Source organism: Microcystis sp. M31BS1 (genome assembly GCF_020245285.1).
Lineage (GTDB): Bacteria > Cyanobacteriota > Cyanobacteriia > Cyanobacteriales > Microcystaceae > Microcystis > Microcystis panniformis.
The window spans coordinates 1-25,571 of record NZ_JADBVE010000222.1 but is presented as its reverse complement, the minus strand read 5'-3'; the positions used below and the strand labels follow the sequence as shown (position 1 = coordinate 25,571).

General features: G+C 42.1%; 21 protein-coding genes. 9 read left to right on the top strand and 12 right to left on the bottom strand.

Annotation, left to right across the window (positions count from 1 at the left end; genetic code table 11):
* Positions 1 to 49: 49 nt before the first annotated feature.
* The 3 genes from IM509_RS13075 (at position 50) to IM509_RS13065 (ending at position 3,547) form a co-directional block, all read left to right on the top strand.
* Complete coding sequence (locus IM509_RS13075) at positions 50 to 2,587, top strand: hypothetical protein (RefSeq protein WP_072923736.1); 2,538 nt, start codon at positions 50 to 52, stop codon at positions 2,585 to 2,587.
* A 6-nt stretch (positions 2,588 to 2,593) separates the two neighbouring features.
* Positions 2,594 to 3,235 (top strand): OmpA family protein, encoded by a 642-nt coding sequence (locus IM509_RS13070; RefSeq protein WP_052275527.1) that lies wholly within the window; start codon positions 2,594 to 2,596, stop codon positions 3,233 to 3,235.
* A 78-nt stretch (positions 3,236 to 3,313) separates the two neighbouring features.
* Positions 3,314 to 3,547: a hypothetical protein gene (locus tag IM509_RS13065; protein WP_012268074.1), complete on the top strand. Its 234-nt coding sequence runs from the start codon at positions 3,314 to 3,316 to the stop codon at positions 3,545 to 3,547.
* A 51-nt stretch (positions 3,548 to 3,598) separates the two neighbouring features.
* Here IM509_RS13065 and IM509_RS13060 read toward each other — a convergent pair whose 3' ends face one another.
* Both IM509_RS13060 and IM509_RS13055 read right to left on the bottom strand, forming a co-directional pair.
* Entirely contained in the window at positions 3,599 to 4,159 is a 561-nt protein-coding gene (locus IM509_RS13060; RefSeq protein ID WP_052275528.1) for a Uma2 family endonuclease, read from the bottom strand.
* 5 nt (positions 4,160 to 4,164) lie between these two features.
* On the bottom strand, positions 4,165 to 4,755 hold the full coding sequence (locus IM509_RS13055; protein WP_072923738.1) for a Uma2 family endonuclease: 591 nt from the start codon (positions 4,753 to 4,755) through the stop codon (positions 4,165 to 4,167).
* A 504-nt stretch (positions 4,756 to 5,259) separates the two neighbouring features.
* Here IM509_RS13055 and IM509_RS13050 point away from each other — a divergent pair.
* The 4 genes from IM509_RS13050 (at position 5,260) to IM509_RS13035 (ending at position 10,413) form a co-directional block, all read left to right on the top strand.
* The gene (locus tag IM509_RS13050) at positions 5,260 to 7,179 is read left to right on the top strand and encodes a long-chain fatty acid--CoA ligase (protein ID WP_052275530.1); all 1,920 of its coding nucleotides are present in this window, start codon (positions 5,260 to 5,262) and stop codon (positions 7,177 to 7,179) included.
* A gap of 61 nt (positions 7,180 to 7,240) precedes the next feature.
* Complete coding sequence (locus tag IM509_RS13045; RefSeq protein ID WP_072923740.1) at positions 7,241 to 7,690, top strand: YlqD family protein; 450 nt, start codon at positions 7,241 to 7,243, stop codon at positions 7,688 to 7,690.
* 247 nt (positions 7,691 to 7,937) lie between these two features.
* Complete coding sequence (locus IM509_RS13040; protein WP_052275531.1) at positions 7,938 to 9,302, top strand: DUF3370 domain-containing protein; 1,365 nt, start codon at positions 7,938 to 7,940, stop codon at positions 9,300 to 9,302.
* Positions 9,303 to 9,528: 226 nt separating this feature from the next.
* Complete coding sequence (locus IM509_RS13035; protein ID WP_185237123.1) at positions 9,529 to 10,413, top strand: hypothetical protein; 885 nt, start codon at positions 9,529 to 9,531, stop codon at positions 10,411 to 10,413.
* Positions 10,414 to 10,566: 153 nt separating this feature from the next.
* Here IM509_RS13035 and IM509_RS13025 read toward each other — a convergent pair whose 3' ends face one another.
* From IM509_RS13025 to queA, 5 genes are all read right to left on the bottom strand, one after another.
* A complete protein-coding gene (locus IM509_RS13025) occupies positions 10,567 to 12,138 on the bottom strand; it encodes a TIGR04222 domain-containing membrane protein (protein ID WP_052275533.1) in 1,572 nt (523 codons plus the stop codon).
* A 586-nt stretch (positions 12,139 to 12,724) separates the two neighbouring features.
* Positions 12,725 to 14,455 carry an Rqc2 family fibronectin-binding protein gene (locus IM509_RS13020; protein ID WP_052275534.1) on the bottom strand — a complete coding sequence of 577 codons (1,731 nt, stop codon included), beginning with the start codon at positions 14,453 to 14,455 and terminating at the stop codon, positions 12,725 to 12,727.
* A 143-nt stretch (positions 14,456 to 14,598) separates the two neighbouring features.
* Positions 14,599 to 15,705 carry a glycine cleavage system aminomethyltransferase GcvT gene (gene gcvT, locus IM509_RS13015; protein WP_052275535.1) on the bottom strand — a complete coding sequence of 369 codons (1,107 nt, stop codon included), beginning with the start codon at positions 15,703 to 15,705 and terminating at the stop codon, positions 14,599 to 14,601.
* A 212-nt stretch (positions 15,706 to 15,917) separates the two neighbouring features.
* Complete coding sequence (locus IM509_RS13010; RefSeq protein WP_185237122.1) at positions 15,918 to 17,627, bottom strand: serine protease; 1,710 nt, start codon at positions 17,625 to 17,627, stop codon at positions 15,918 to 15,920.
* Positions 17,628 to 17,790: 163 nt separating this feature from the next.
* Positions 17,791 to 18,888 carry a tRNA preQ1(34) S-adenosylmethionine ribosyltransferase-isomerase QueA gene (gene queA, locus IM509_RS13005; protein ID WP_185237124.1) on the bottom strand — a complete coding sequence of 366 codons (1,098 nt, stop codon included), beginning with the start codon at positions 18,886 to 18,888 and terminating at the stop codon, positions 17,791 to 17,793.
* A 160-nt stretch (positions 18,889 to 19,048) separates the two neighbouring features.
* Here queA and IM509_RS13000 point away from each other — a divergent pair, with 160 nt between their 5' ends.
* Complete coding sequence (locus IM509_RS13000; protein WP_002733765.1) at positions 19,049 to 19,438, top strand: hypothetical protein; 390 nt, start codon at positions 19,049 to 19,051, stop codon at positions 19,436 to 19,438.
* Between the two features lie 3 nt (positions 19,439 to 19,441).
* Here IM509_RS13000 and IM509_RS12995 read toward each other — a convergent pair whose 3' ends face one another.
* Positions 19,442 to 20,494 (bottom strand): LOG family protein, encoded by a 1,053-nt coding sequence (locus tag IM509_RS12995; RefSeq protein ID WP_185237121.1) that lies wholly within the window; start codon positions 20,492 to 20,494, stop codon positions 19,442 to 19,444.
* Positions 20,495 to 20,682: 188 nt separating this feature from the next.
* A complete protein-coding gene (locus IM509_RS12990; RefSeq protein WP_185237120.1) occupies positions 20,683 to 21,870 on the bottom strand; it encodes a tetratricopeptide repeat protein in 1,188 nt (395 codons plus the stop codon).
* 37 nt (positions 21,871 to 21,907) lie between these two features.
* On the opposite strand from IM509_RS12990, the gene IM509_RS12985 reads away from it, so the two are divergent.
* Positions 21,908 to 23,083 carry an esterase-like activity of phytase family protein gene (locus IM509_RS12985; protein ID WP_002756636.1) on the top strand — a complete coding sequence of 392 codons (1,176 nt, stop codon included), beginning with the start codon at positions 21,908 to 21,910 and terminating at the stop codon, positions 23,081 to 23,083.
* A 111-nt stretch (positions 23,084 to 23,194) separates the two neighbouring features.
* On the opposite strand, the gene IM509_RS12980 is transcribed toward IM509_RS12985, so the two are convergent.
* From IM509_RS12980 to IM509_RS12970, 3 genes are all read right to left on the bottom strand, one after another.
* A complete protein-coding gene (locus IM509_RS12980; protein ID WP_002764933.1) occupies positions 23,195 to 23,746 on the bottom strand; it encodes a LabA-like NYN domain-containing protein in 552 nt (183 codons plus the stop codon).
* Positions 23,747 to 24,127: 381 nt separating this feature from the next.
* Positions 24,128 to 24,952, bottom strand: a complete 825-nt coding sequence (locus tag IM509_RS12975; protein WP_185237119.1) for a sulfurtransferase — start codon at positions 24,950 to 24,952, stop codon at positions 24,128 to 24,130.
* Positions 24,921 to 25,364, bottom strand: a complete 444-nt coding sequence (locus IM509_RS12970) for an ATP-binding protein (protein ID WP_185237118.1) — start codon at positions 25,362 to 25,364, stop codon at positions 24,921 to 24,923. The genes IM509_RS12975 and IM509_RS12970 overlap by 32 nt, the downstream gene beginning before the upstream one ends.
* Between the last annotated feature and the right edge of the window lie 207 nt (positions 25,365 to 25,571).

Genomic DNA, 25,571 nt, shown 5'->3' with positions numbered 1-25,571 from the left:
CCCCCTAACTCTCTCTATCAACCACAATTCGAGGTATCCAATAACTATCATGGCATTACTTAACCTTTTTCCCCCCTATCTGATTGTTTTAACTCTAGTCTTGGTTATTTTTCCCACCGTCTTAACTCTGGGAATCCGGATTGCTCTCTATAAACATCTCCAAGAGTCAACTGTAAAAGTCAAGCGCTTAATTCGGGGAGAAAGTCGCGGGGTTCAACCTAAAATTATCTCTAATCTAGAGAATAGATTTAAGATAGCCAGTAGTCAACTAGATGATGTTAATACCGCAGCTTTGGTAGATGGTTTATACCATGAAGAACAATTTACTTTCATGTCTAAATCTCTTAGCTGCGAGAAATGGGATTATTTTGTAAGAGTCTTACCCAATCTCCTCCTCGCTTTTGGTTTGTTGGGAACTTTCCTCGGAATTACTCTCAATCTGACGGGAATCAGCACACTTATCGATATCAATAATGTCGATGTGCAAAGTTTAGGAGAAAAGCTCAAAACTCCCCTAGAAAGTATGGGGATTGCTTTTATCACTAGCTTAATTGGTTTAGCTTGTAGTTCTTTACTGACTGTGATTAACTTAATCTTTAATACCCACCTTGCTAAAGTAAATCTAATTAGTTCCCTAGAAGACTATTTAGATAACATCTTGCAGCCGACTGTAGAAGGGAATAGTCGCTTGAATAAAGCGGTTGATAGCATGGTGGATAAACAGCAAGCATTTCTGACTAACTTTCATACCGAGGTGACGAGAGTATTAGAATCTTCTTTAGGAAAAGTTGCTAAAGAAATTGCTGATGGTAATCAGGAAACAGCTAAGTTAGTCACCCAGGTTTGTGAAAGATTAACTGAAACCGCAGGAACTTTATCTACCGGTGCGACGACTTTTCAGCGTTCAGCTTTTGAACTTAACCAGCAAGTACCAATTATCACGCAAGCAAACCGAGAGTTTACACAATCCTCTCAGGAACTAAAAAATAGTGTACTGCTTTTTAAACAAGCGTCAGAGTTAATTGAAAAAAGTAACTTCTCTGGTAATATCGAAAGGTTTACCGCTAGTTTAGCAGAAACTCAAGGGAGATTTTCTCAATCCACTGCACTACTAGAGCAGAATATCGGGGAGATTATCAGCAGTAATAAAAGAGCTAACGATTTAGCAGAACAAGTGTATTTAAATATCCAAGAATCTTCTCAAAAATTACAAAATAGTGCGGTAGGTTTTCTGGAAGCTTCCGAAAAAATCGAAAGTAGTCAATTTGCCGATAAGTTAGTGCAAGCAACCGCAGATTTAATGACTGCTCATCAACAGTTTGCCAATTCTACTACAGATTTAAACCAATCAACTCAATCTCTAGCTTCTTTAACTCAAGACTTCCAGCGTTCAATGACAACTATGGTTGAGTTAGGAATAAAAATTACTGACTTGAATCAAAAATCTGAGACAATCCTAGAACAAAATCAGCAACGATCAGTCACCGAACAAGAAAAGTTATCTAACATCCAGGGAGAATTAGTAAAATTAATCGAAACTGTGAAAACCTATCAAGACAGTTTTAACTCCGAGTCGAAACAATTAGGAAACCAACTTATCAATCGTCTCGATGAAAGACTCTCCCAAACCTCCGATAAAATTCTCACTGCTTCCCATGGGATTGAGCGCTCTAGTAATAATCTCGATGTGACTAATGCTAACTTGTCTCGGTTAATTGATACAGTGACAGAGCAAGTTACTCAAGTCTCTGAGAAAATCCTAGAACAAAATCAGCAACGCTCAGTCACCGAACAAGAAAAGTTATCCAACATTCAAGGAGAATTAGTAAAATTAATCGAAACCGTGAAAACCTATCAAGACAGTTTTAACTCCGAGTCGAAACAATTAGGCAATCAACTTATCAATCGTCTTGAGCAAAGACTATCCCAAACCTCCGATAAAATCCTCACTGCTTCCCATGGCATTGAGCGCTCTAGTAATAATCCAGAGGTGACTAATGCTAACTTGTCTCAGTTAATTGGTACAGTGACAGAGCAACTTACTCAAGTCAAGGAAAGCTTACAGTCTGAGTTAAACCTTTTAAGCAATAACTTAGGGATGGTAGTTGATGATAAATTAACTAAGAACTCAGAACAATTAAAAGCAGTTTCCCAATCTATTGAGAAAACAGCCAATCAATTTGGCAGCCTTAAATCAGATTTTTCTCAAGTAATTAATTCAGTGAACACCAACACCAGTCAATTAACTGCTAACTTAGAATCTTTGCGAGATAAGTTAGAGAAAGTTATCGCTAAGGAAAATAAATCGAATCAGAAAATGATTGAACACATCTATGGAGAAATTCAAAAATGTTTAGCAGAACTGGAGAAAATTAACGATATGCGTTCTGAATTTTCTAACTTAAAGGATGAGATAGAAGAACTTTTTGAGACAATCCCTAATCCTGCTCAAAAAAATGTTCAGTCTGAATTTTCTAACTTAAAGGATAAGATAGAAAAACTTTTTGAGACAATCCCTAATCCTACTCAAAAAAATGTTCAGGATGACATTAACACCATATTTGATAACTTCACTAACAAATTCTAAGCAATTATGTCTAGACGTACCTACTACCGAGATGAAGATAAATCGGTGGATGTTTATCCCGCATTTACCGATTTAATGTCCAATGCTTTCATGATTCTGAGTTTATTTCTCCTCTTGGCACTTTTTCAGTCCTATAATCTCATCAGCAAACTGGAGGAAGCTAACCGAAAACTGCAAACAGCAACCCCCATAGTTATCGATGAAAAATCAGGAAAATTTAAATTTCAGTCGGGAAGTGCCCAATTAAACCCAGCTTTAAAAACCTATATTCGTCAGCGCATTATTCCTGCTATCGAAACCATTACCAAAGACAGAGAAATCGACTTTATTCAAGTAATTGGACACACCGACGGACAGGGAATACAAAAGACAAGTAATCTCGATAAAAATATCGAATCGGTTGCCAGCAGAAAACAATCTGTTAAAATGCTAGTACCCGGTTCTAACACTGATTTAGGATTAATGCGCGCTTTAGCAGTCGTCCAAGAAATCGAAAACACAGGTAAACTCAAAAACGTCAAATTTCGAGCTTTTTCCGCAGGACAGTTATACCTACCCTCGGGTAAATTAGCTGCGGTTAATCGTGACGCAGATGCAAGCAGACGCAGAATTGAAATCCGTTTTATTCCCCCCGGTAAAAAACAATAAGGCAAAAAAATCTAGAAATTTGTTTTTTTATCTTTTGCTTGTTACACTGAGGAAAGAACGAAATTCAAATCAATATCTATGGAACAAAACACTTTAGAGGGGACTTGGGAAGAAATTTTACAGCATAGTGCTAAATTAGCTGGTCAGCGAGTGAGATTGACCATTCTACCTAATCAATCTTCCAATTCTTCCACTCCAGAAACTCTAGACCAAAAATTAAAAGGACGAGTTGGACGAGTTTATTTTCAGCCATCAGATTTATCTGAGCGAGTAGAAGAAGTTTTTACAAATATTTTAGATGATAAAGACTAAACGGTATGGAAATCAACCTTTTGAGGTTGTACCTTAATGATTTTTCATTCCCTAGAGGGTGACATCCTCGTATAAATCCCGAAAAGATGCCGTCAGATTAATACTCTGCAAACTAAAACTTTCTTGCTGATAGGTTTGCAGAATCCATAAACCCTGTTCACCCCGTCGAAAAGTTTCTACTCGTTGGTGTTTACTATTGACTAGGACATATTCCTCTAAACTTTCTAGAGTTTGATAATCATTAAATTTATCACCCCTGTCAAAAGCTTCTGTGGAATCGGAGAGAACTTCAATAATCAATTTAGGAAAACTTTTGTAGGTAGCAGTTTCTCTATCTCTGTCATCACAGGTGACAATAATATCAGGATAATAAAAGTGATTGCGCTTCTCTAATCTGACTTTCACATCAGCAAAATAAACCCGACAATTGGAACCCCGCAAATGATTACGAATGATAAAAGTGAAATTGAGTCCGATAATATTATGAGTATCCGTTGTCCCTGCCATGGCGTAAACTTGTCCATCGATATATTCATGTTTAATGGGACTTTTTTCTTCAAACTGAAGATATTCTTCTGGGGTGAGATTATTATAGTTAGATAAAGCAATCATGGTTTTTAAGGAATTTGGGGAGTATCATTAACCGTTTCTAGGGTGACATCCTCGTATAAATCCCGAAAAGATGCCGTCATATTAATACTCTGTAAACTAAAACTTTCTTGCTGATAGGTTTGCAGAATCCATAAATCCTGTTCACCCCGTCGAAAAGTTTCTACTCGTTGGTGTTTACTATTGACTAAGACATATTCCTCTAAACTTTCTAGAGTTTGATAATCATTAAATTTATCCCCCCTGTCAAAAGCTTCTGTAGAATCGGAGAGAACTTCGATAATCAATTTAGGAAAACTTTTGTAGGTAGCAGTTTCTCTATCTCTGTCATCACAGGTGACAATAATATCAGGATAATAAAAGTGATTGCGCTTCTCTAATCTGACTTTCACATCGGCAAAATAAACCCGACAATCGGAACCACGCAAATGATTACGAACAATTGTGTATATATTCCCCGCAACAATATTATGAGTATCCGTCGTCCCTGCCATGGCGTAAACTTGTCCATCGATATACTCGTGTTTAATGGTACTTTTCTCTTCAAACTGAAGATATTTTTCTGGAGTGAGATTATTATAGTTAGATAGAGCAATCATCGTTTTTTCTGCTAATTACAACTTTATTAAGTACCTAAGCAGGTAGGTGTTAAAAATTGTCGGCACCCCCCTTATTAAGGGGTAGGGTTGATTCATAGTAGGGTTGATTCATAGTAGGGTTGATTCATAGTAGGGTTGATTCATAGTAGGGTTGATTCATAGTAGGGTTGATTCATGAATCAACCCTACCATGGGTAGGGAAGGATCAGAGGCAAAATCTATCTTCTATTTAATTAGAACCACTTACCTAAGCAAAATTAATTATACATCTAAGCCGTTAGCCTTTTCCGTAATCAGTAAGCAGTATTAAGTAACAGTACATTCCCTGATTACTGTTCACTGTTCACTGATAACTGAAAAGTCTCCTCTCTCCGAGTCTCGACTAGGAAATTAACTTTGCAGGATTAGATACCTGTTGAAATACTGTCTAGGAGAACCGGCAAAAAGAGCCTCGAATGGTTAATCTATATGTTATTACTCTTGTAACCCTCTATAACTACTGTTATGACAACCCTAATTGACTATTCAAATATTCAATCTTTACCCGAAGTTTGGTCAATAGTTGCCCAGCGTTTCCCCGATATTATCGCCCTGCACGATCCCCACAGTAAACCGGAAGTAATTATCACCTATCGGGAACTTTATCAACAAATTCAGCAATTTGCCGCCGCTTTACAAGCATTAGGAGTCACAGAAACCGAAAATGTCGCTTTATTTGCCGATAATAGTCCCCGGTGGTTTATTGCCGACCAAGGTTCCATGGCAGCCGGGGCAGCCAACGCGGTACGATCTGCTCAAGCAGATGCAGAGGAATTAGCCTATATTCTGGCCGATAGTGACAGTCAGACGCTGATTGTGGAAAATAACAAAACTTTAGGGAAATTGCTGGCGAAAATCCCTGAATTGCCCCTAAAATTAATCGTGCTGCTCACCGACGAAGACCCCGCTACTGGGGCGATTTCCGTGCAGACCTTAAATTTCAAGCAACTAATGGCGATCGGGGCTGAGAACACCCTTAAACCCATCACCAAGAGCGAAAATGATCTGGCTACCCTCATCTACACATCGGGAACGACGGGACAACCAAAAGGGGTGATGTTAAGTCATGGTAATCTCCTCCATCAGGTACGCAACTTAAATGCTATCTTTCAACCGGATCCTGGGGATCGAGTTCTAAGCATACTACCTTCATGGCATTCCTACGAGCGCAGTTGTGAGTATTTCAGTCTAGCTCAAGGTTGCACCCAGATTTATACCAGTATTCGCACTTTTAAGCAGGATTTAAAGCAGTTTAGTCCGCAATTAATGGTGGGAGTTCCCCGTCTTTGGGAATCTCTTTACGAGGGTATCCAAAAACAATTTAGCGAACAATCGGCCACAAAACAGAAATTAGTGCGATTTTTGCTAGAAAAGTCGGAAAAGTACGTTATTGCTAAACGTATCGCTGATAATCTCAGTCTAGATCATCTTCATGCTTCCCCCGGAGAAAGACTAAAAGCAAGAATTCAATCCCTCTTACTCTATCCCCTCCATGCCATCGGTGACAAGCTAGTTTATGGCAAAATTCGCCAAGCAGTGGGAAATAAAGTTAAAATCTTGGTTAGTGGCGGTGGTTCCTTAGCCAGACATCTAGATACTTTCTATGAGATTGCCGGAATCCCGATTTTAGTTGGTTATGGACTGACAGAAACTTCTCCTGTGGCTACCGTCCGTCGTATCGATCATAACCTGCGCGGGTCTGCCGGTCGTCCCGTCTTTCAGACAGAAATCTGTATTGTCGATTTACAGAGCAAAGAAGTCTTACCCACAGAAAAACACGGTTTAGTTTTGATTCGCGGTCCGCAGGTGATGCAGGGATACTATAAAAAACCGGAAGCAACCGAAAAAGCGATTTCTCCCGATGGTTGGTTTGATAGCGGTGATATTGGTTGGTTAACCGCTGCTGGGGATTTAGTCTTAACCGGACGGGCCAAAGATACAATTGTTTTGAGCAATGGTGAAAATATCGAACCGCAACCGATTGAAGATGCTTGTTTACGCAGTCCCTTTATCTCCCAAATTATGCTAGTGGGACAGGATCAAAAAGCTTTGGGGGCTTTGATCGTGCCTAATCTTGATATACTGGCCAATTGGGCCCAAGAACAGAAAATATCCTTAAATTTACCCGATCTTCACAGCGATCGCTCAATGATTCTTTCTAGCGATCTCTACAGCAAAAAAGTCTTAGCTCTCTACCAACAAGAATTAAAGCGCGAGGTGAGAAATCGGCCCGGTTATCGTGCCGATGACCAGATTAAAACCTTTGAGTTAATTTTAGAGCCTTTTTCCCAAGAAAACGGCATGATGACCCAAACTTTAAAGATTAAACGACCGGTAGTAACGCAACGCTATCGCGATATGATTAACGAGATGTTTGCCAAGTAAATATTTCTGGCAAATATTCCCTAACCCCTTGACAAAAAGACCTTTTTAGGATAAGCAAATCATGGATGACGCACAAACCAGTTTATTACTGAAGCGCCCGGTGACAATTAAAGTCATCGTGACTCCGCGCTGGAAAGAAGAAGCACAACAGCAATTACAAGCACAAATGGCTCAAATTGACGCACAAATTCAACAATTAGAAACCCAAGGACAAAGAGCGATCGCAGAAATTCAGCGTCAGAGTCTGATCCCCTTACCCCCCGCGGCTGCCCAACAGATTGACAATATTCAAATCCAAGTCAATCAACAGAAAAGTGAGTTTCTCGAACAAAAAAACCAGTATCTGCAACAATTGCAACAGGTACAACTCTTGGAACTCAATCAAGAAGTCGCCCAAGCACAACTAGAAAGCTTTTTCCGCGTCGAAAAAGGCGATAACTTAGTGGCCAAAATGAATGTGGAACTCGTCCTTAGAGATGGCATCGTCGAAGACATTCGCGGCGAAATTTAAAGCTAGGGTGAGCAGTTACCCGTCCCTGTCAACTTAACGGTTAAAATCGGCAATAGCAAGGGTTTTTCTCCCTTGCTAACCCAGAAAACCGCCCCTAGCTCACATCATCCCTGACAGGACTTGATCAGACCTTAAAAATATATTAAGATTCTTTATCGATCGCCAAGACAAACTCGCTTATATTGTCCTATAACTTCACCTCTCCATCGACTCACCCTTAATTAGATCCTATAAATATGGAATCTCTATGCTTTCTTTCTTACCCACTATTCTTTTAGCTCAGTCCGCCTCGGTCTTGCCCCAGATAGAGAGGAAATTAATCACCCAATATCAGGAAGTGCGTCAGTTGCCCGGTCAACTAAATGACGTTCTAGTTTTTAATAGCAATAGTCCCGAAGTCGTAGAAAAAGAGGGAATTCTCCTCTCCACTTTCCCCGGCAAAGGAAAACGTTATCCCGTAGCCCATCTCAATCATCCCCTACAAGGACGTTTTGACGTTTTCACCCACCACATCGCTCGTCAAACCGATCCCAATCGCGACTTACACCAGGGCCTGATCGTTACTAATCCCACCTCCAGAAACCTGGTTATCCGCATCCTGCAAGGAGTCAGTTACGTCACCTCCGCCGATGCCCCTTTTGTCGATTTGCCCTCTCTGGTGGAAGATCCCAACGGCCGGGTTTTTTCCGGTCCCGGTTCCCGTTTAGCCGGCGATATCATGCGTCGTCGCCATGATAGCCAATTTCCCACCCAGATCGTCATTCCCCCGGGCCAAAGTCGGATGCTCTTCGATCTGGTTATCCCCAGAAGTAGCGCCCGCTCGACTCTCCTGCGTCTCTACAGCGATGGACCGGTCTATATGGCTAATTTAGCCCTCTACGAAGTTCCCCAAAAAGTCAAAATCGAAGATCGGGAAATAGAAAGCTTTCGTCCCCCTACCCTAGAGGAATGGCGTACCCTATTAGTTAGAGGTGATTTGGCCGCTCCTCGTGATTTTCCCCCCACTCCCCCCGATCAATGGTTCCCCGGCAGAAGAAATTTTTATGGTCGCGTGGCCGGAATTTCTGTCGGTTCGGAATGGGCAACCCGGATTGTCGATCCCAAAGGGGGAATTAATCTCACCATTCCTCAACCTGGTCAAGCTTTTGCCTATCCTTTAAGTACGGTGACAGCAGCTACTTTCGGAACCAGACAAATCCAAAGCGCCCCCATGTTAGTGCGTTATCCCGATACGGCTTTCAAAGCTCACGGTAACTACGGTGTTCACTACTATCTGACTTTACCTCTATATAACAACACTAGCAAAACCCAGGTGGTGGTTTTGAGTATTCAAACCCCAATTAAAGAAGATAATTATCTCGATCGCTTGCTATTTGTTGAACCCGTCCAGGGACCGGTATTTTTCCGGGGTGCAGTGCGCGTTACCTATCGTAACGAACTGGGACGCACTGAGGAACGTTTTTTCCATCTCGTTCAACGGGAAGGACAACAGGGAGAAGCTTTAGTGCAGGTGGAACTTCCCCCTGGCGCCCGACGCGACGTTAATCTCGATTTTCTCTATCCCCCCGATGCCACCCCTCCCCAAGTTTTGAGCGTTAAAACTTTGGAATAGATAGTTTTTCTCGAAAAGTTAACGGCTGATTGTCGGTAAAAATAAGTAAGATAAGTAGGTGGGTATTAAAAACTTTCAGATGCCCCCCTTATTAAGGGGGATCCCCCCGCCTTCGGCTTCCCCCCTTATCAAGGGGGGCTAGGGGGGATCGAACCTAAAATCCATTTTAAATTTAATTATAACCAGCTACTTACACTGATATTAATCTCTCTCTGGGAATTAGCCGATGAATATTAGCAAAACTTGCTTTATTTGCTGCTTATTATCTCAATTCTTGGGCGATGCAGCTGCGAGTTTAGCCGTGACTAAACTCGATTTTGATGCCGGTCAACCCCTCAGAAATCAAGTGGTTAGATCGGGGAAAATTAAGGTACAAGTTAGCTATCAACCTATCGACCTAAACGAGAAAGTTGATGATAATTCTGATATTAATAATGTGTCTTATCAAATCTTTTATAACGGGCAAATTTATCAGCAAAATAGCGGTTATAGTGCCTTTGGATCTGGCTATGTTGAATTAAGAGATTTAGATAATAATGGCATCGATGAGATTATCGTCTCCACCTATAGCGGCGGCACTCATTGCTGCACATCTTTGGTAATTTATACTTGGCAAAAAGATAAATTTATTAGAGAAGAAACGGGTTTTTTAGATGGTAGTGGTGGTTCTTTTGAAGATTTAGATGGAGATAATAATTATGAATTTATCACCGTTGATAATGCTTTTTTGTATGCTTTTAGTTCCTACGCCGCCTCTTTTCCTCCCTCGAGAATTTATACTTTTCAACAGGGTAAATTAGCAGATGTCACCAGAAAATATCCCCAAGAATTAAGAAAAACTTTAGCAGCAATGTTGAAAGCTTTTCAGTTAGCTAAAAAAGAAAAAGCCGAAGTTAATGGCATTTTGGCCGGTTATGTGGCACAGAAAATTCTACTAGGAGAATACCAAGAAGCTTGGCAATTTCTTCTCGCTAATTACGATAAAAACTCCGATTGGGGTCTCGATATCCATGGCGAAAGTATAGCGATCGGAAAATATCCAGACTTTCCCACTGCCCTAAGAGCTTTTCTCCTGAAAAATGGCTACTTAACCCGAACTGGGGTTAAGTAGAAGCGATAAAATTCCCTGTTCAAGGAGGATTTTTTCGGCTGATGGCAGTAAGCAATCAAACCAGAGAGGAGATTAAGGCAAAAATTAACAGGGCTACGGTGGCGGGAATGTTCAACGGAACGAGCGAGCGGCTGTTAATAGCCTTGAACTCAATCAACCACCACCACAACCACCACAACCGCCACAACCGCCGCCACCGCCATCACTGCCGCCACCACCGCCATCACTGCCGCCACCGCCATCACTGCCGCCACTGCCGGCATCACTGCCGCCACTGCCGGCATCACTGCCGCTACCACTGCCGCTACCACTGCCGCTACTAGCAGCGGCTATGGGAGTCAGCATTTGATACAGGTCTGCTAAAGCCATATCCGCCATCAGAACTGTTGCTCCAAACAACGCCACCGCAAGTACCAGTTCAGAATCGCTGCTATTGGCTGTTTTTAAATGTTGTAAGCGATTTGTTAAATCATTAAAAATGATCTCTCCATAACGGCTGCGCTGACGCTGTGGTTTGACAAAAAACCTTGCTCCCAAAACTAGAAGCCCAAATATACAGATGAGAAGTAAACCAACTGGCTTATCGCGAGAAATTCCCACCGCCATTTTGCACAAGCCTATTCCTAGAAGAATAACCACAATCAATGATGGATAAATTTGCGCTTTCAATGCTTGGGCATCGCTCAGAAACAAACCAAGCTGTTCTAGGCGGGAACGAATGCTATCTTTCATTCCTTGAGACTTCTGGAAAACCTGTTTAATTGCCCCATCAGTGGCCAAAATATCTTGTGCAACCGCCTTTTCTACAGGATCGGCAATAGCATCGATCTTTCCTGTCACCACCAGTTTGCTTTGTGTTCTTCCAAATGGTGATTTTTCTTTTAATACCTCCACATAGCCTTGTTTTACCAAACTGGTGATTGCGGCCATAATCAGGCGATGATTGCCCCCCGCCAAGAAAGCTATCTCGTAAGTATTTAAATCAGGTTGCTGCTTTGTATTAGTGCTAACTAGGCACAGGGAAAAACGTAGCCAGGCTGCCAAAGCGATTCCCATCACTCCTAGGGAAATATAGAAGGTTAAAAATTCCGGACCTGTAAAATTCATTGGGTTAGGAATTTGGGAGATTATCTGACAGCCAGTTATCATCAGTGAAAGGAAGGCTAAAAAGGTAAAGATGCCTATTTTTCGCAGTTGTGGTTTGACGGAGACTGTGAAATTAGGTTTTGACAAAACCCAGCTTTGTTGAGTATTGATCCGGATAAAATGCAAATCTCGCCCGAATCGGTCTTTGGGTTTAGGCCAAATATCTATTGGGGGAATATGTCCAAAAAACTGTTCGTAACTTTCTAGCGTCTTGCTATACCAACTGCCAAATTTTAATTGCTCGGATGAACCCCCACGAGTCGGCTCGTGATGTAATGTGGTTTGCAAAATTTTGGGACAGAACTCTTGCCAGTACAATCGCGTATAGGTCAGATGTAAATGCCAAACTTGATCGATTTGGTCGGATGGCGTGACTGGATGTCCTGCTGCAACGGCTAGAAATATAAACTTTTTGTATTCCTCGATCACTCTCTGAGTATAGCCTAAGGACCAGCCGTTATCTCTTGCTAATCGTTGGCTGAAAGATAATTGACTATCTGGCCGATCCAAGGCAAATGCCTGAATTCTTTTATATAGTTCTATCTGTTGAAAGTTCATCGTCCCTAATGGGCTATCCATAAACCGGGCCTCCCGAAAAAAACTGTTTCTAGTCGTTTATTTAGGCCGAAGAGGCTTAACTATGCGTGCAGTTTAAATTTCTTTACAAAAAGCTGGATGCTAACTATCCCTCTTTCATCCCAAAGATAGAGCAAATATTCTCAACAATCAAAATCATTCATCTGGGCAATAAGGGACTTGCGTGGGAATAATATCCCAATCGATCGGAGGGCGCAAGCTTTGCGCCCCTACAGTAACGGATTTTGTCCACAATGTAGGGGCGCACTGCGTTCGCCCAAAAGGTACATTATCAAAGCGCAAGTCCCTAAGTCTCGGAAACCCAAAAGAAAGTTGAGGAAACTGACAGAACCGGTTAGGTGAAGATAAAATACCAGTGGTTGCTTTAATATCACCTAAATAGTCGGTTTTTTGTGTCTTTCCCCCGACTATTGGCTGCTACCACTGGTTTGCTGTTGTTTGTTGTTGTAATCCGAGGAAATATAGTTCTTGCGTTCCCAAGCGCCTGAACTGCATTTGTCTCTCTAGTAACAATTGTAACAGACAATACCCTTTTTGTGTAAAAAAAAGTAAACAATTTGGTAAAAAATTATTTTTTGCGGTAATCTTCAACCCTCTGAGGACAGCCCCAGATTACCGTTTCCTGTTTGTAAACCACCATACCGGGCTTGGCGCCCTTGGGTTTATAGACGTATTTGGGACGGGTATAGACGACGGGAACCTGTTCACTATGGCGAGCGCGGCTATAATAAGCGGCGTAATCGGCGGCAAATTGCAGATCGGCGGCTTCTGGAACTGTACCGGGGGTTAAACGGAGTAAAACGTGACTACCGGCGATTTCTTGACTATGAAACCAGATATCGTAATCGCTGGCGCTACGAAAAGTTAGCCGATCATTTTGACGGTTATTTCTGCCAATCCATAATTCGACTCCAGAGGGAGTAGTAAAGCGCATGGGTTCGGATTCTTTATTATTCGTCCGATTACGCTGGTAATTGCTTTCTAAATACTTCTGTTGTATTAATTCTTCTTGTATCTCGTCTAATGCCTCTAAATCTTCGCTGCCGCTATAATTTTCTAGTTGACTTAAACTCGATCGCACTTGTTCGAGATAATTAATTTCACTAACCACTTCCTCTAATAAAGGTTCCACCGCTAACCGCGCTCTTTTTAATTTCTGATGTTGTTTATAAAAATATTGGGCATTCTGTACGGGATTTCTTTCGGGATCAAGAGGAATAATTACAGGGGTTCCTGTCTCGAAATCTGCCAAAGTAATGCTAGTCATTCCCTGCGGTATTTGCTGCAGATTGGCCATTAATAAATCCCCTTGCTCTTTATAGCGATCAGCATGAGCAGATTCTGCTAGTCTTGTTTGAAATCCCGCCGCTTTAGTTTGCAGTTTAGTCAGTAAAGAGGTAATTTTTTGGTTTAATTTTTGCTGTAGTTGTCGAAAGCTTTCTTGATTAATTTGCTCGCTATAATAACGGTTTAATAATTCTTGGACATCTTTAGCCGCTGCCAGCATCTCCCCACCGATAACTGTATAACCTTCTCTCGTCCATCCCGGTTGAAAGGTTTTATTTTCAAGGATTTTTAACCATTCTTGCCAAGCTGAAAAGAGCTTTTCCCAATCAGTATTATCTAACTGATCCGTGTTTAATTTCGGGTTAATTTTGGCTTTTTGTAACAGCGATCGAGCGATGACGGGACTAACCCCACGATAGGTACTAACTAACTGTTTTTCGATAGTTTTAGGGATTAAACTAACCCTAGCTTGCCAACTGCTTAAGGATTCTTCTAAACTGGGGTCTGTTGCCAATAAAACGGGGGGTAGTTGATAGATTTGTCCCGTTTGTACGGTGCGAACACTAGACTGAGTGGCATTGACTTGATGGGCAACGGTGACGATTTGATTGTCAGCCGCAGTTAAAATCACATTGCTATATTTGCCCATAATTTCTATATACAAATGCCACAGCGCCGGATCATCGGGACGTTGGGCAAATTGCAGATCGATGACTCTTTCCCACGGGGCAACAAATGCTAATTTCGTCAGCGCAAAACCATTGAGTTGATGACGCAATTGATCGCTGAAAGTGAAGGTATCGGGGACTTTTGGCGGTGGATCACCAATATGCAGCCGCGCCCCTTGGGGATGCCAAGAAATAATTAACCATCCTTTGCGATCGAAGGTTCGTAAATGGAGGGCGATCGTTTGGCGATCAATTTGATACACTTGTTCTAGTCTGGCCGGCAGCCAAGCGGCGGCAATTTCGGCACAAGTGGCACTGAGGGTGGTAAAGTCTAGGGATTGCATTTTCAGTTATCAGTTATCAGTTATCAGTTATCAGTTATCAGATTTGAGTTTTAAGTGGACAGTGTTATCTAGCAGTTGCCGTTTTCTCTTCACTGATTACTGATTACTGTTCACTGAAAAGCCACCTAACCTCGATCACCTTTTTACTTTTTACTTTTATAAAAGGGTTTTTTAACGACGGTAGCGGGGTAGGTGCTGCCGCGAATTTCCACTTCGATCGCCTGTCCGATCGAGGCGAAAGGTGTGGGAAGATAGGCTAAAGCGATCGCTGTGTTTAAAGTTGGTGATAAAGTGCCACTGGTGACTTTACCCACCATTTCCCCAGCGAATATTACCGGATAATCGTGACGGGCGATATGTTTGCCGGACATCTGCAATCCCACCAAGAGCCGATTGACACCATTAAGTTTTTGGTCTTCCAGGACATCACGACCGATAAAATCGCCTTTTTCTGGCAGATGAACCAACCAATTTAAGCCAGCCTCTAGGGGACTCGTGCTATCGTCGATATCCTGTCCATAAAGGGCTAAAGCTGCCTCTAAACGCAGGGTATCCCGGGCCCCCAAACCGCAGGGAGTCACCCCTAAATTTAAGAATTCCGTCCAAAGTTGCTGCCCGATTTCAGGGGTGGCCATAATTTCAAACCCATCTTCTCCCGTGTAACCGGTCCTAGCGATAAAAACTTTTTCCCCGAAAAGCTGGCTTTCCCAGTGATTAAATAGGCCAAAATCGCTTAATTTTTCCCTGATCAAGGGCTGTAAAATTGTGGATGCTTTGGGTCCTTGCAGGGCAATTAAGACCCTTTCTCGCGATAAATCTTCTAATTTGACCCCCGATCCCTCTAAATTGCCTAAAATCCATTCTCGATCTTTATCGGTAGTTGAGGCATTAACAATTAACAGGCCCTGGCTTTCGCTTTGGTAGTAAAAGATAATATCATCGATTATGCCACCGTCCGGGTTAAGTAAAACGCTATACTGTGCCTTTCCTGCCCTTAAACGGGCTAAATTAGAAGGAACTAGGGTTTGGAGAGATTGAACCAGATTATCTCCAGTTAAGATAAATTTGCCCATGTGGGAAATGTCAAACATCCCGACACCGTTGCGGACAGCATTATGTTCGATTTTTAAGCCGCTAAACTGTATCGGCATCTCCCAACCCGCAAAAGGGGTAAATTTGCTGGTTTGTTGGGCAATTAAATTGTATAAGGGGGTACGAATAGCGGGGGAAGTTGCTTCTTGGTTGGCCACGGTGTTCTCGATCGAATGGTTTTCTGCCTAGAGTAGCATAGCAGTTATCAGTGACCAGTTATCAGTTATCAGTGACCAGTTATCAGTGACCAGTTATCAGTTATCAGTTATCAGTGACCAGTTATCAGTTATCAGTGACCAGTTATCAGTTATTAGTGACCAGTGACCAGTAAACAGTGATCGATCACTATCCACTATCCACTGATTACTGATTACTGATTACTGATAACTGAAAAAGTTCCCCACTCTCTTAACCTTTCTCGCACTCTGTCAATGGGAATTGCGAAACCGCAGCCCAATCTAACGGCATTTTCTAGGGGTTTAGGAGTGGAGGTATTATCACAAAATAAACTCGCTTGGGAAATCACTCCCACCACTTGATTTTTATCGTTTAAAACTGGACTTCCCGACTGTCCAGAAACGACAAACATGGATAAACTTAAGGATTTTTCGTTATTATCATTAACAGTGCCTTTGCTGACAGTCCAATCTTTTTGATTAAAAGGATTACCGATCGAGATTACTGGTTGATTAGGGGCAATTGGTAGCGGTGCTAAAGCTAAAGGTTTTAAATCTGGGGGGGGATTTTTTACCTCTAATACTGCTAAATCGAGCCAGTCGTCAGCGGGGGTAGTGTGGATAATTTTAGCTTTTGAACGCTTGCGAATTTTTCCCTGGGGTGGTTGGCTATAATACTCCACAAAAATGCGGGACCCTGCATCGATTTCTTGACGAGAATTCGTGACCACATGGCGATTAGTCACGATCCAAGCTCTATCTTTATCTCGTTTTAATAACCAACCCGTGCCGATACCATTGTTATTTTTGCCGCGCACGATAATTTTAACAATTGAGCGTTTTAAATTCACCAGAGGATCACTCTTAACACTGGGAATTATCTCTGGCATTTTTAATAATTCGGGATTGTCGTGAATTAATCTTCCCCGTTGGATTTCCTGTAAAATAAATCTAACTTCTGATAAATTGGGATCGATTTCTACGGCCTGCCGACACCAATTTAGACCCGCATCGATCTGACCGCTATTAATATAGATATAACAGAGATTTTCGTAAATCTCGGCATTTTTGGGACTAATTTGGCGTGCCTGTTGAAAAACTGCCATGGCTTCCCCTAGTTTTCCCTGTTCCGCTAAAGCTTTACCTAAATAATTATAAATATCCCCATCTTTAGGAGCGTAAATTAAAGCCTGTCGATATATTTGCTCTGCTTCCTGCCATTTTCCCTGTTTTGCTAGGGTTTCTCCTAATTTTTTGTAGATTTCACCCTGACTAGGTGTCAATTCTAGAGCTTGCTGATAGGCATAACTGGCCTCTGGCCAGAGTTGCTGTTCACTGTAGGCCTTTCCCAGATAAAAATAGGCCTTTCCCTGAGTAGGATCGAGAAAAACCGCTGCTTGCAGAGCTTTCGCCGCCTCATCCCAACGTTGTAAACTATAGAGGGCTTTTCCTAGCTGAAATTGCGCTTTAAAAGTTGGTTTAATGATCATTGCTTTTTGGTAAGCATCGATCGCCTCTGACCATTTTTCCTCCTGCGCGAAGATATCTCCCAAAGCGACTAAATAATTACTTTGGGAGGGTTCCATCGGTGGTTTATGATTAACGATAAAGCCACGATCATAGGCTTCTAAGGCTTCAGAATAGCGTTTTTGACTTTGCAAGACCTGAGCGATTTTTATATGGGCTTGGACTGAATTTTCGTCAAAAGATAAAACTGTTCGGTAAGCAGACAGAGCCGATTCCTTCTCCCCCGCGGCCAAAAGTCGATCGCCTTGCCAAAGATAAGCCAAGGCAATAAGATAAAAAATAGCAAAGGGAGCGGCGACGATGAAGGCAATAATTAAAAATATTTGCACGGGTTTGCTAGAATAGCGGCGACCGATTTTAATGTCTTTTCTTTTCATTTCTTGGTTAGGATAGACAACAGGCTAGAGGTGGTTCGATAATCGACCTAGACCAATTTAGATGCGCGGGCCGCTTATACATATTTTTCCCCTTTCCTGTTGCCCTTTCCGCAATTCTAGCCCTCCTTCTTTCTAGGGTATAAATGTAATTTTGTCCAACTACTTACCGATTACTGCTGCGAGCGCTGGGTAGGATTAACATAGCGTCACCGAAGGAATAGAAACGGAAACGCTCTTGGATAGCTGCTTGATACAATGCCAGTAGTCTTTCCCGTCCGACTAAGGCACTGACTAACATCATCAAACTGGACTTGGGTAGGTGAAAATTAGTGATCATGCCGTCGATAACTCGCCATTGATAACCTGGATAGACAAATAAATTGGTTTTTCCCTGAAAAGCGGTTAATTTATCGCTCTTACTTTCTTTAATTGCCCCTTCCAAGGCGCGAGCTACCGTGGTCCCCACGGCGATAACCCGGCCACCTCTAGCCTTTGTTTGGGCAATTTTTTCGGCAGTTTCGGCGGAAATCTCTAAAAATTCTTGGTGCATTAGGTGTTCTGTAATATTTTCCAATTCCACGGGACGAAAGGTTCCCACTCCCACATGAAGAGTGATATAGGCGGTATCTATACCCTTCTGAGCGAGCTTATGGAATAATTCGGGAGTAAAATGTAATCCGGCCGTGGGAGCGGCCACAGAACCCTGTTTATCAGCGTAAACTGTTTGATAACGGTCTTCTTCCGCCTCCGATTCGGTGACGTAGGGGGGGAAAGGAATATGACCGTACTCTTCCAACATATCCCAAAAACTGCGTCCGGGATGACGTTGAAATTCCAGCAGACGACCACTGGTGTTCAGATCTCGATCGATTACTTTCGCTAACCATAATTTTTCTTTGTCTTCCGTTCGCCCTGTTTTCGGATAAAAAAGGACTTCTGAACCGACTTTAAAGCGTTTTCCCGGTTTCACTAGAGATAACCAACGATAGTTATCTTGTTCTTCCAATAGTAATATTTCTATGGGTGCGCCTGTGGTTTTACGACCAAATAAACGGGCCGGAATCACGCGGGTATCGTTGAGAACCAACAAATCCCCCGGCTCTAACCAAGTGGGTAAATCCCGAAAAATAGCCAAATTATGACTATTGGGAGAATCTACTACCAAAAGACGGGAACTGTCTCGGGGTTCTGCGGGATTTTGGGCAATTAACTCCGGAGGAAGGTGATAATCGTAGCTGGAGAGTGATTGGTCAGGGATCATCATCATTATCATCATAAAGATCTTCGCAAAAGTTGGGTAATCCTACCCAGGCGAACTTCACTAAATCGGGGATTTCTCCCCTTGGTATCTGGAACGGTTTATCGTCAGACTAGAGATATAACACTAATTGTGACTATTAGCCAACAGCCCAGCGGCCACTATGGATTATCTCTATTTTCTTGCTAACGCTAGTTTAACGCTACGAGTCACCGAATACCTGCGATCGATGACTCATCTACCCTCCTCCGTCATGACGGTTATTCATCAGATTAACGGTTGGGTGGTCAAGGTAAAGTTTAATCAAATGCTTACTCCTTGCCAACACGGGGATTTTCGCGCCTACATGAATGAGTTAGGGATTCCCTATCAACCGGAAATGCGTCTCCAGATGGTTTTTTGGAGTTTGGAAACAGGACAATCCCCCATTGATGTCATGCGTCGTTACCAAGTGGCGATCGTGTCCCATGGTACCCCGGATCAGCAAGATATAGAGGCTTTTCGGCAACAATTTACTAAGGGTTTAGGATACTGTCCGGAAACTCTGGCCTAGTGTTTATTTTTTCTCGGGATGCTCTTCAAGGGCAACTACAGGACTTAAATCGTTGATGTGATCTATTAATTGATACAAGCGTCCGTAACTCTTGCCGTTGAAGTAAAAAACTAGACGAGGTAAATGGTGGCTGGAATCGCGATTCTCTCGTTCTAGAATTTGACTAGGTTCGATTTTCCCCTTAACTACGATATCGCCGAAGTTTTGGTTAATTTGTTCGATCTGTTCCCCGCTTAGTTCGTGATTAAGACGAATAACAAAGGATTCTCCCACAAAACGGCTGGAGTGATACACCCGATAGAAGTGGCGAATTGTTTGACAAGCGTGGTCTAGATCGTTGGTAATAGTATAAAAATTCCGATCTTCGGCGGATATCAGTCCTCTTTTTTGCAGATTTTCACTAATTTGTGCTTGCCAAGTTTGCCAGTAATCCCCATCAGGCTCATCAATTAATACTAGGGGTGCAGGTCCGTATTTACCCGTTTGACAGAGGGTAAGCGTCTCAAAGGCTTCATCTTGGGTGCCGAAACCACCGGGGAATAAAGCTACTGCGTCACTTTCCCGCAGAAAAAATAGTTTTCTGGTAAAGAAATATTTAAAATCGATTAATTTGGCATCATTTATGATATAGGGATTAGCCCCCTGTTCAAAGGGTAGCTGAATATTTAATCCGAAGGAATTTTCCCGGCCGGCGCCTTCATTCCCCGCTTGCATGATGCCACCCCCAGCACCGGTTAACACCATAAAACCGTATTGACTGATACGACGTGCGAATTCTACTGCGAGACGGTATTCACTGCTGTCGGGTTTGATGCGTGCCGAGCCAAAAATGGTCAGTTTACGAATGTGACGGTAGGGGTAAAATACCTGAAATCCCTTTTCTAGATCTTCGATCGCGTAGGTTAAAATTTTCCAATCCAGGCGATCGATTTCCTCCCCGGCAATTCTGACTATTGCTTCCAGAGATCTTTGAATCCATTTACCATCTTTCAAGTGGGGTAAATGTTGCAGCAATTTCAGCAAGTCTTCGGTTAATTCAGAATAGGAGTTGTTCATTTGGGTGTTGGGTGTTGGGTTTTGGGTGTTAGAGTTTTGGGGTGTTGGGTGTTGGGGTGGTCACTGCGTGCGCGTTGCGGGGGGTTTTAGGGTTTTAGTTGAAATTCCCCACTTCCCCACTTCCCCATTCCCCCATTCCCCATTCCCCATTTCCCTGTCCATTAGTTAACTATTCAAAGACTTAAAGATCACTGTTCAGGATTATTTATTGCTTGATTAACTTGGGTGATTTGGGTTTGAAAATATTGTTCACGATAACGGATAGCTTGGGCTAATTCCGCACCTTTTTGGAAAGCGAGCAAAGCTTGGGGATAATTTTTTCTCTCTAGATAAATTTGACCGATTTGATCGTAGGTATTCATTAAACCGTAGTAATTATAACCCAATTCATGGACTTTAATTAATTCTTGATAGATTTGTAAAGCATAATCTACCTGTTGATAACTTTTATAAAGTTCTGCTAACTTATTTAAAGCTTCTCCTGCGGTGCCGTACTGTTGTAAAGCAAAAGCGAGAGAATAGGCTTCTTGAAAGTTTTGGCTGGCTTTATTTGCATCTTTTAAAGCTTGATAATCTAAACCAATTTGAATTTTTAGATCGGGAATTAACTGTATTTGCTGATTTCTGATTTGGGTTTCAGCTATTTCTTCTTTAATTTTTACGGCGTTAGCTGGTTGCAGAGATTCTCGATAAATTTCTGCTAGTCTTTGCAAATAAATTCCTTGAGTCAAAGAATTATTCTGCACCTTAGAAATAGTTAATAATTCCTCATAGACTGGAGCTGCTTTTTGATAATCAAAACGGGATAAATGAATTTGACCAAGTTTATTTAAAGTTGCTTCTACTGCCAGATTATCACCAGATTGTCTGGCATTAGCTAGGATTTTATCATAGATAATTATCGCCTCATTAAAAGCTCGTACCTGTTGATAGGATGTACCTAGTAATGCTAATAATTCCCCGTCCATTGTCTGGTTAGTTTCTGCGGTTTGTTGCACAGTTTTTAAACGAGCAGTAATTAATTTAACATCCTCGGTTCGATCTCGATTCCAAGCTGCTAAACCCACTTTTCCCAAAGATTTGACTTCTTCTTTTGCTCCTAAATAACGATTTAATTTAATCACTTCATACCAGATGGGAAAAGCTTCCTCATTTAATCCCGCATCGTATTTAGCCTGAGCTTCAGCATCGCGTTGATCGATGTATAATAACAGTTGACGACGCTCCAAGGGAGTTAAAGGGCGATCGATTGCGGGTAATAAAGGACTTTTTAGGGGAGTTTCGAGGGGATTGGGTGCAGGGGTTTCTGTTTGTGCTAGGAGAGGAAGGGAAGTACCGATCAAACAGAGCCATAAACTGAGAGAAAAACGTAGCATAATAGATGGATAGGAGCGTAGTAGAGGATGATATTTTGTGATCGATCGATTCTATAAGAGACTGACTGCCGAAAATTTGCGTTTCCCAATTTTGGGTTTAATTGCTAGTTTGATTGTAACCTTTAGTCTGGGGGCCTGTGGTGTCTCCCCGCAAGTTTTAGCAGAACAACGAATGTTTCTACCCCTCTCGGTCGAGTTTTTGGGAGAATATCAATTGCCACAAGCGGATTATCAAGGGACAAGGGTGGGGGGATTATCGGCAATTACATACGATCGTGCCAATAACCGCTTTTATCTCCTCAGTGATGATCGTTCTCAGAAAGCTCCGGCCCGCTTTTATCGGGCTAGTTTGCAGATAAATGGTGAAAAAATCGAAAAAGTGAATTTAGAGGCAGTCACGTTGCTAAAAGATGGCAAGGGAGAAACGTTTAAAAAGGGATCGATCGACCCGGAAGGTATCGCTTTTTCGCCCCGACAAACTTTGTTTATTTCCAGTGAAGGTGCGGTTAAACAGGGAATTGCTCCTTTTATTGCTGAATTTGATTTGCAGGGACAATTAAAGGAGTCTTTGTTAATTCCTAATCGCTTTTTACCAGATGATACCAATCAAAAAGGAATACAGGATAATTTAGGGTTTGAATCCTTAACTTTAGGGATTACCAGCACTCTCAAAGACGATCCTTTTCGTTTGTTTACTGCCACAGAAAGCGCGTTAATTCAAGATAGTCCCACGGGAAAAAGAGCAGAAAATCTCAGAGTGCGACTTCTTCATTATGTTATTGATCCGATTGGTGCGCCTGTGTTAGTATCAGAACAATTGTATGTGTTAGATGAGCCACCCAGTGGTGCGAGATACTACGGTTTAACGGAATTATTAGCTTTAGAAAAAGAGGGTTATTTTCTCAGTTTAGAGCGAACTTTTGGTTTAGAAGGTTTTGGAGCGAAACTATTTCAGGTAGTTAATGGGAGTGCCACCGATACCTCGAAAATTGCTCGGATACCGGGAGAATTAGAAGCTTTACAGGTGCAACCCTTGCGGAAAAAATTATTACTAGATTTAGGGACTTTAGGGATTGATTTAGATAATTTGGAAGGAATGACCCTCGGTCCAAGATTAGCTGATGGCAGTCGCTCTTTGATTTTAGTCAGTGATGATAATTTTAATCCGAATCAGGTCAATCAGTTTTTACTATTTCGACTCAAGGAAAAATAAACAAGAGATGGTTAACTGCCTCACCTATCCCCTTCTGGGAGAAGGATTGGGGTGAGGACTACCAATAAAGAAAAATGGGATAAATAGCCGGTTTAAAGACAAAACGGCCGGTTAATAATCACTTTTTTCGATATCTTTGCGAATATCATTCAGGTCAATATAGCGATCGGTGGCGTTGCGTAATTCCCTAGCGATCATCCCTTCCGTAGAAACTACGGTAATATGAGTATTTTTAGAGCGCAATAGTTCGATCGCTCGTTCAAAATCTCCATCACCGCTAAATAAAATCACTCGATCATATTGATCGACGGTATTAAACATATCGACGACAATTTCGATATCTAAATTAGCCTTCTGAGAAAAACGACCGGAACTATCATCATAATATTCTTTCAAAATTTTCGTTCTCACCGTATAACCCAAACTAATTAAAGCATCGCGAAAACCTCTTTGATCTTGGGAATCTTTTAAACCCGTGTACCAAAAGGCATTAATTAACATAATATTCGGGTCGTTGGTGAAGTAATTTAACACCTTGCGCGGGTCAAAAAACCAACCATTTTTTTGTTGAGCATAAAACATATTATTGCCATCCACAAAAATCGAAAGGCGATCTTTCGGACGACCGCCACCATTACAATGACAAAGACCGGCTTCTGTCATACAAAATACATACCTAATTTTTTATAGAGTTTAACTATAAAATTACCTTTGAGTAATTTTACGGGGGAAAACGACTATTCTTTGAGGAATAGCGGTGATTTGAGAGCAAAAGGATAGCAACTAAAATAAAAATTAGCTTTTTTGTCTAAGTAGGGAGGCACAATTATTTGTAGGATGGGTTAGCGGTAGCGTAACCCATGCGGGCGTTGGGTTTCATGCTTCAACCCAACCTACGTTCATCTTATATTTAATTCCACCCACCCACTTAGGAGACAAACTAGATAATAGTTTGGGAATAATTAAAAGTGATAATAGAGGGATTGTACAGTAATCAGGTCATTTTGATAATCTTTCTCGATAGATGGGTATCAATAGGGCTGGTTAGATCAGGTAGGAACACCAATCACTCCAACCTCCAGAATATAGCTTAACATTCTCGTATCCGGCTAGGGTCAGGGAAAAGATATTAACACAGGCTGTCACTCCCGAACCACAGTAGAGGATAATTTCTTGATCGCCTTGCCGCTCTTGCCAACGTTGTTTTTGCAGGGCCAGGGGTTGAGAAAAACCCTGACTATCGGTGACTTCCAACCAGGGATAATTAAGCGCCCCCTCGATGTGGCCGGCGATCGGATCGATCGGTTCCCTTTCGCCCCGATAGCGATCGCTTTCCCTGGCATCAATTAACACCACTCCCCCTTGCTCTTTTTGCCTTTTTACCTGCTCGATCGTGACTACCCAATCCTGTTGAACTTGGGGGAGAAAAGCGCCGGTTTTCGGCACAGGTATCTGATTAGAGACGGGATAACCGGCATTTAACCAATTTTGCCAACCACCATCGAGAATGCTGACTCGTTCATGGCCCAGATAACGTAATAACCACCAGAGACGACTGGCAAAGGCAAAACGGGAGGAATCGTAGGCGATGACATGGGTTTGACCAGAAATCACCCCTAAAGAGCTTAATTTAGCGGCTATCGTCTGCGGATTCGGTAAAGGATGACGGCCGCCATGAGGGGCAACGGGAGCCGATAAATCGCAATCGAGGTGTAAATAGAAGGCATTTTCAATATGATTGGCTAAATACTCTTGATAACCGAGATCGGGATCGTTTAACTGAAAACGACAGTCAATAACCATCAGATCGGGGCGATCGAGATTAGTCACTAACCAACTAGGAGAAACTAGGGGTGCGATCGGATTCATGGCGGGAAAATTGTTTAATAATTAATAGACAGTTGCGCTGATCTTCGCTGCGAGTATAACTGAGTTGATCGGCGATTTTTTCGAGGATCGGCAGTCCTTGCCCATGAGCGGAGAAACTATAGTCACGATGGGCATTTTTCTCGATAAAGCTCTCTAAATCGAAGGCGGAACCCCGATCCCAGATGCGAAGTTCCATCTGGTGGGGGGCAATCTCGATCTCGATCTCGATCGGAATTTCGGGGGGTAGGTGTCGGTGAGCGTGACGGACCGCATTGGTAAAACCTTCGGCAAGAGCAAGCTGACACTGGAGCCAGTCTTTTTGGGGAATGCCCGCTGGTTCAAGTTGCTCAAAATACTTTAAAACGGTATCTAAGGACCTGAGATCGCTATCTACCTGAAAAGAAATCTTCACCCCCGGCTTACCTCTCCAATGCCTTACGCTAGAAGTTATACCATTTTTCCCAAACTATGACTGATGTGTTATACTTTGCACGGCTACAACTTGCATTTTTTACTCAAGGACAATAATATAGTTTAAGAGTCATAATTAGAAGCAAAGCACTCATTAAAAACATGATTAACCTAGAATTCACGGAAGAAGAAAAGAACTCACTGTATT

Coding starts and splice junctions, on each gene's coding strand:
- IM509_RS13075 (WP_072923736.1), top strand. CDS start 50: ATGGCATTACTTAACCTTTTTCCCCCCTATCTGATTGTTTTAACTCTA.
- IM509_RS13070 (WP_052275527.1), top strand. CDS start 2,594: ATGTCTAGACGTACCTACTACCGAGATGAAGATAAATCGGTGGATGTT.
- IM509_RS13065 (WP_012268074.1), top strand. CDS start 3,314: ATGGAACAAAACACTTTAGAGGGGACTTGGGAAGAAATTTTACAGCAT.
- IM509_RS13060 (WP_052275528.1), bottom strand. CDS start 4,159: ATGATTGCTTTATCTAACTATAATAATCTCACCCCAGAAGAATATCTT.
- IM509_RS13055 (WP_072923738.1), bottom strand. CDS start 4,755: ATGATTGCTCTATCTAACTATAATAATCTCACTCCAGAAAAATATCTT.
- IM509_RS13050 (WP_052275530.1), top strand. CDS start 5,260: ATGACAACCCTAATTGACTATTCAAATATTCAATCTTTACCCGAAGTT.
- IM509_RS13045 (WP_072923740.1), top strand. CDS start 7,241: ATGGATGACGCACAAACCAGTTTATTACTGAAGCGCCCGGTGACAATT.
- IM509_RS13040 (WP_052275531.1), top strand. CDS start 7,938: ATGCTTTCTTTCTTACCCACTATTCTTTTAGCTCAGTCCGCCTCGGTC.
- IM509_RS13035 (WP_185237123.1), top strand. CDS start 9,529: ATGAATATTAGCAAAACTTGCTTTATTTGCTGCTTATTATCTCAATTC.
- IM509_RS13025 (WP_052275533.1), bottom strand. CDS start 12,138: ATGGATAGCCCATTAGGGACGATGAACTTTCAACAGATAGAACTATAT.
- IM509_RS13020 (WP_052275534.1), bottom strand. CDS start 14,455: ATGCAATCCCTAGACTTTACCACCCTCAGTGCCACTTGTGCCGAAATT.
- IM509_RS13010 (WP_185237122.1), bottom strand. CDS start 17,627: ATGAAAAGAAAAGACATTAAAATCGGTCGCCGCTATTCTAGCAAACCC.
- queA (WP_185237124.1), bottom strand. CDS start 18,888: ATGATCCCTGACCAATCACTCTCCAGCTACGATTATCACCTTCCTCCG.
- IM509_RS13000 (WP_002733765.1), top strand. CDS start 19,049: ATGGATTATCTCTATTTTCTTGCTAACGCTAGTTTAACGCTACGAGTC.
- IM509_RS12995 (WP_185237121.1), bottom strand. CDS start 20,494: ATGAACAACTCCTATTCTGAATTAACCGAAGACTTGCTGAAATTGCTG.
- IM509_RS12990 (WP_185237120.1), bottom strand. CDS start 21,870: ATGCTACGTTTTTCTCTCAGTTTATGGCTCTGTTTGATCGGTACTTCC.
- IM509_RS12980 (WP_002764933.1), bottom strand. CDS start 23,746: ATGACAGAAGCCGGTCTTTGTCATTGTAATGGTGGCGGTCGTCCGAAA.
- IM509_RS12975 (WP_185237119.1), bottom strand. CDS start 24,952: ATGAATCCGATCGCACCCCTAGTTTCTCCTAGTTGGTTAGTGACTAAT.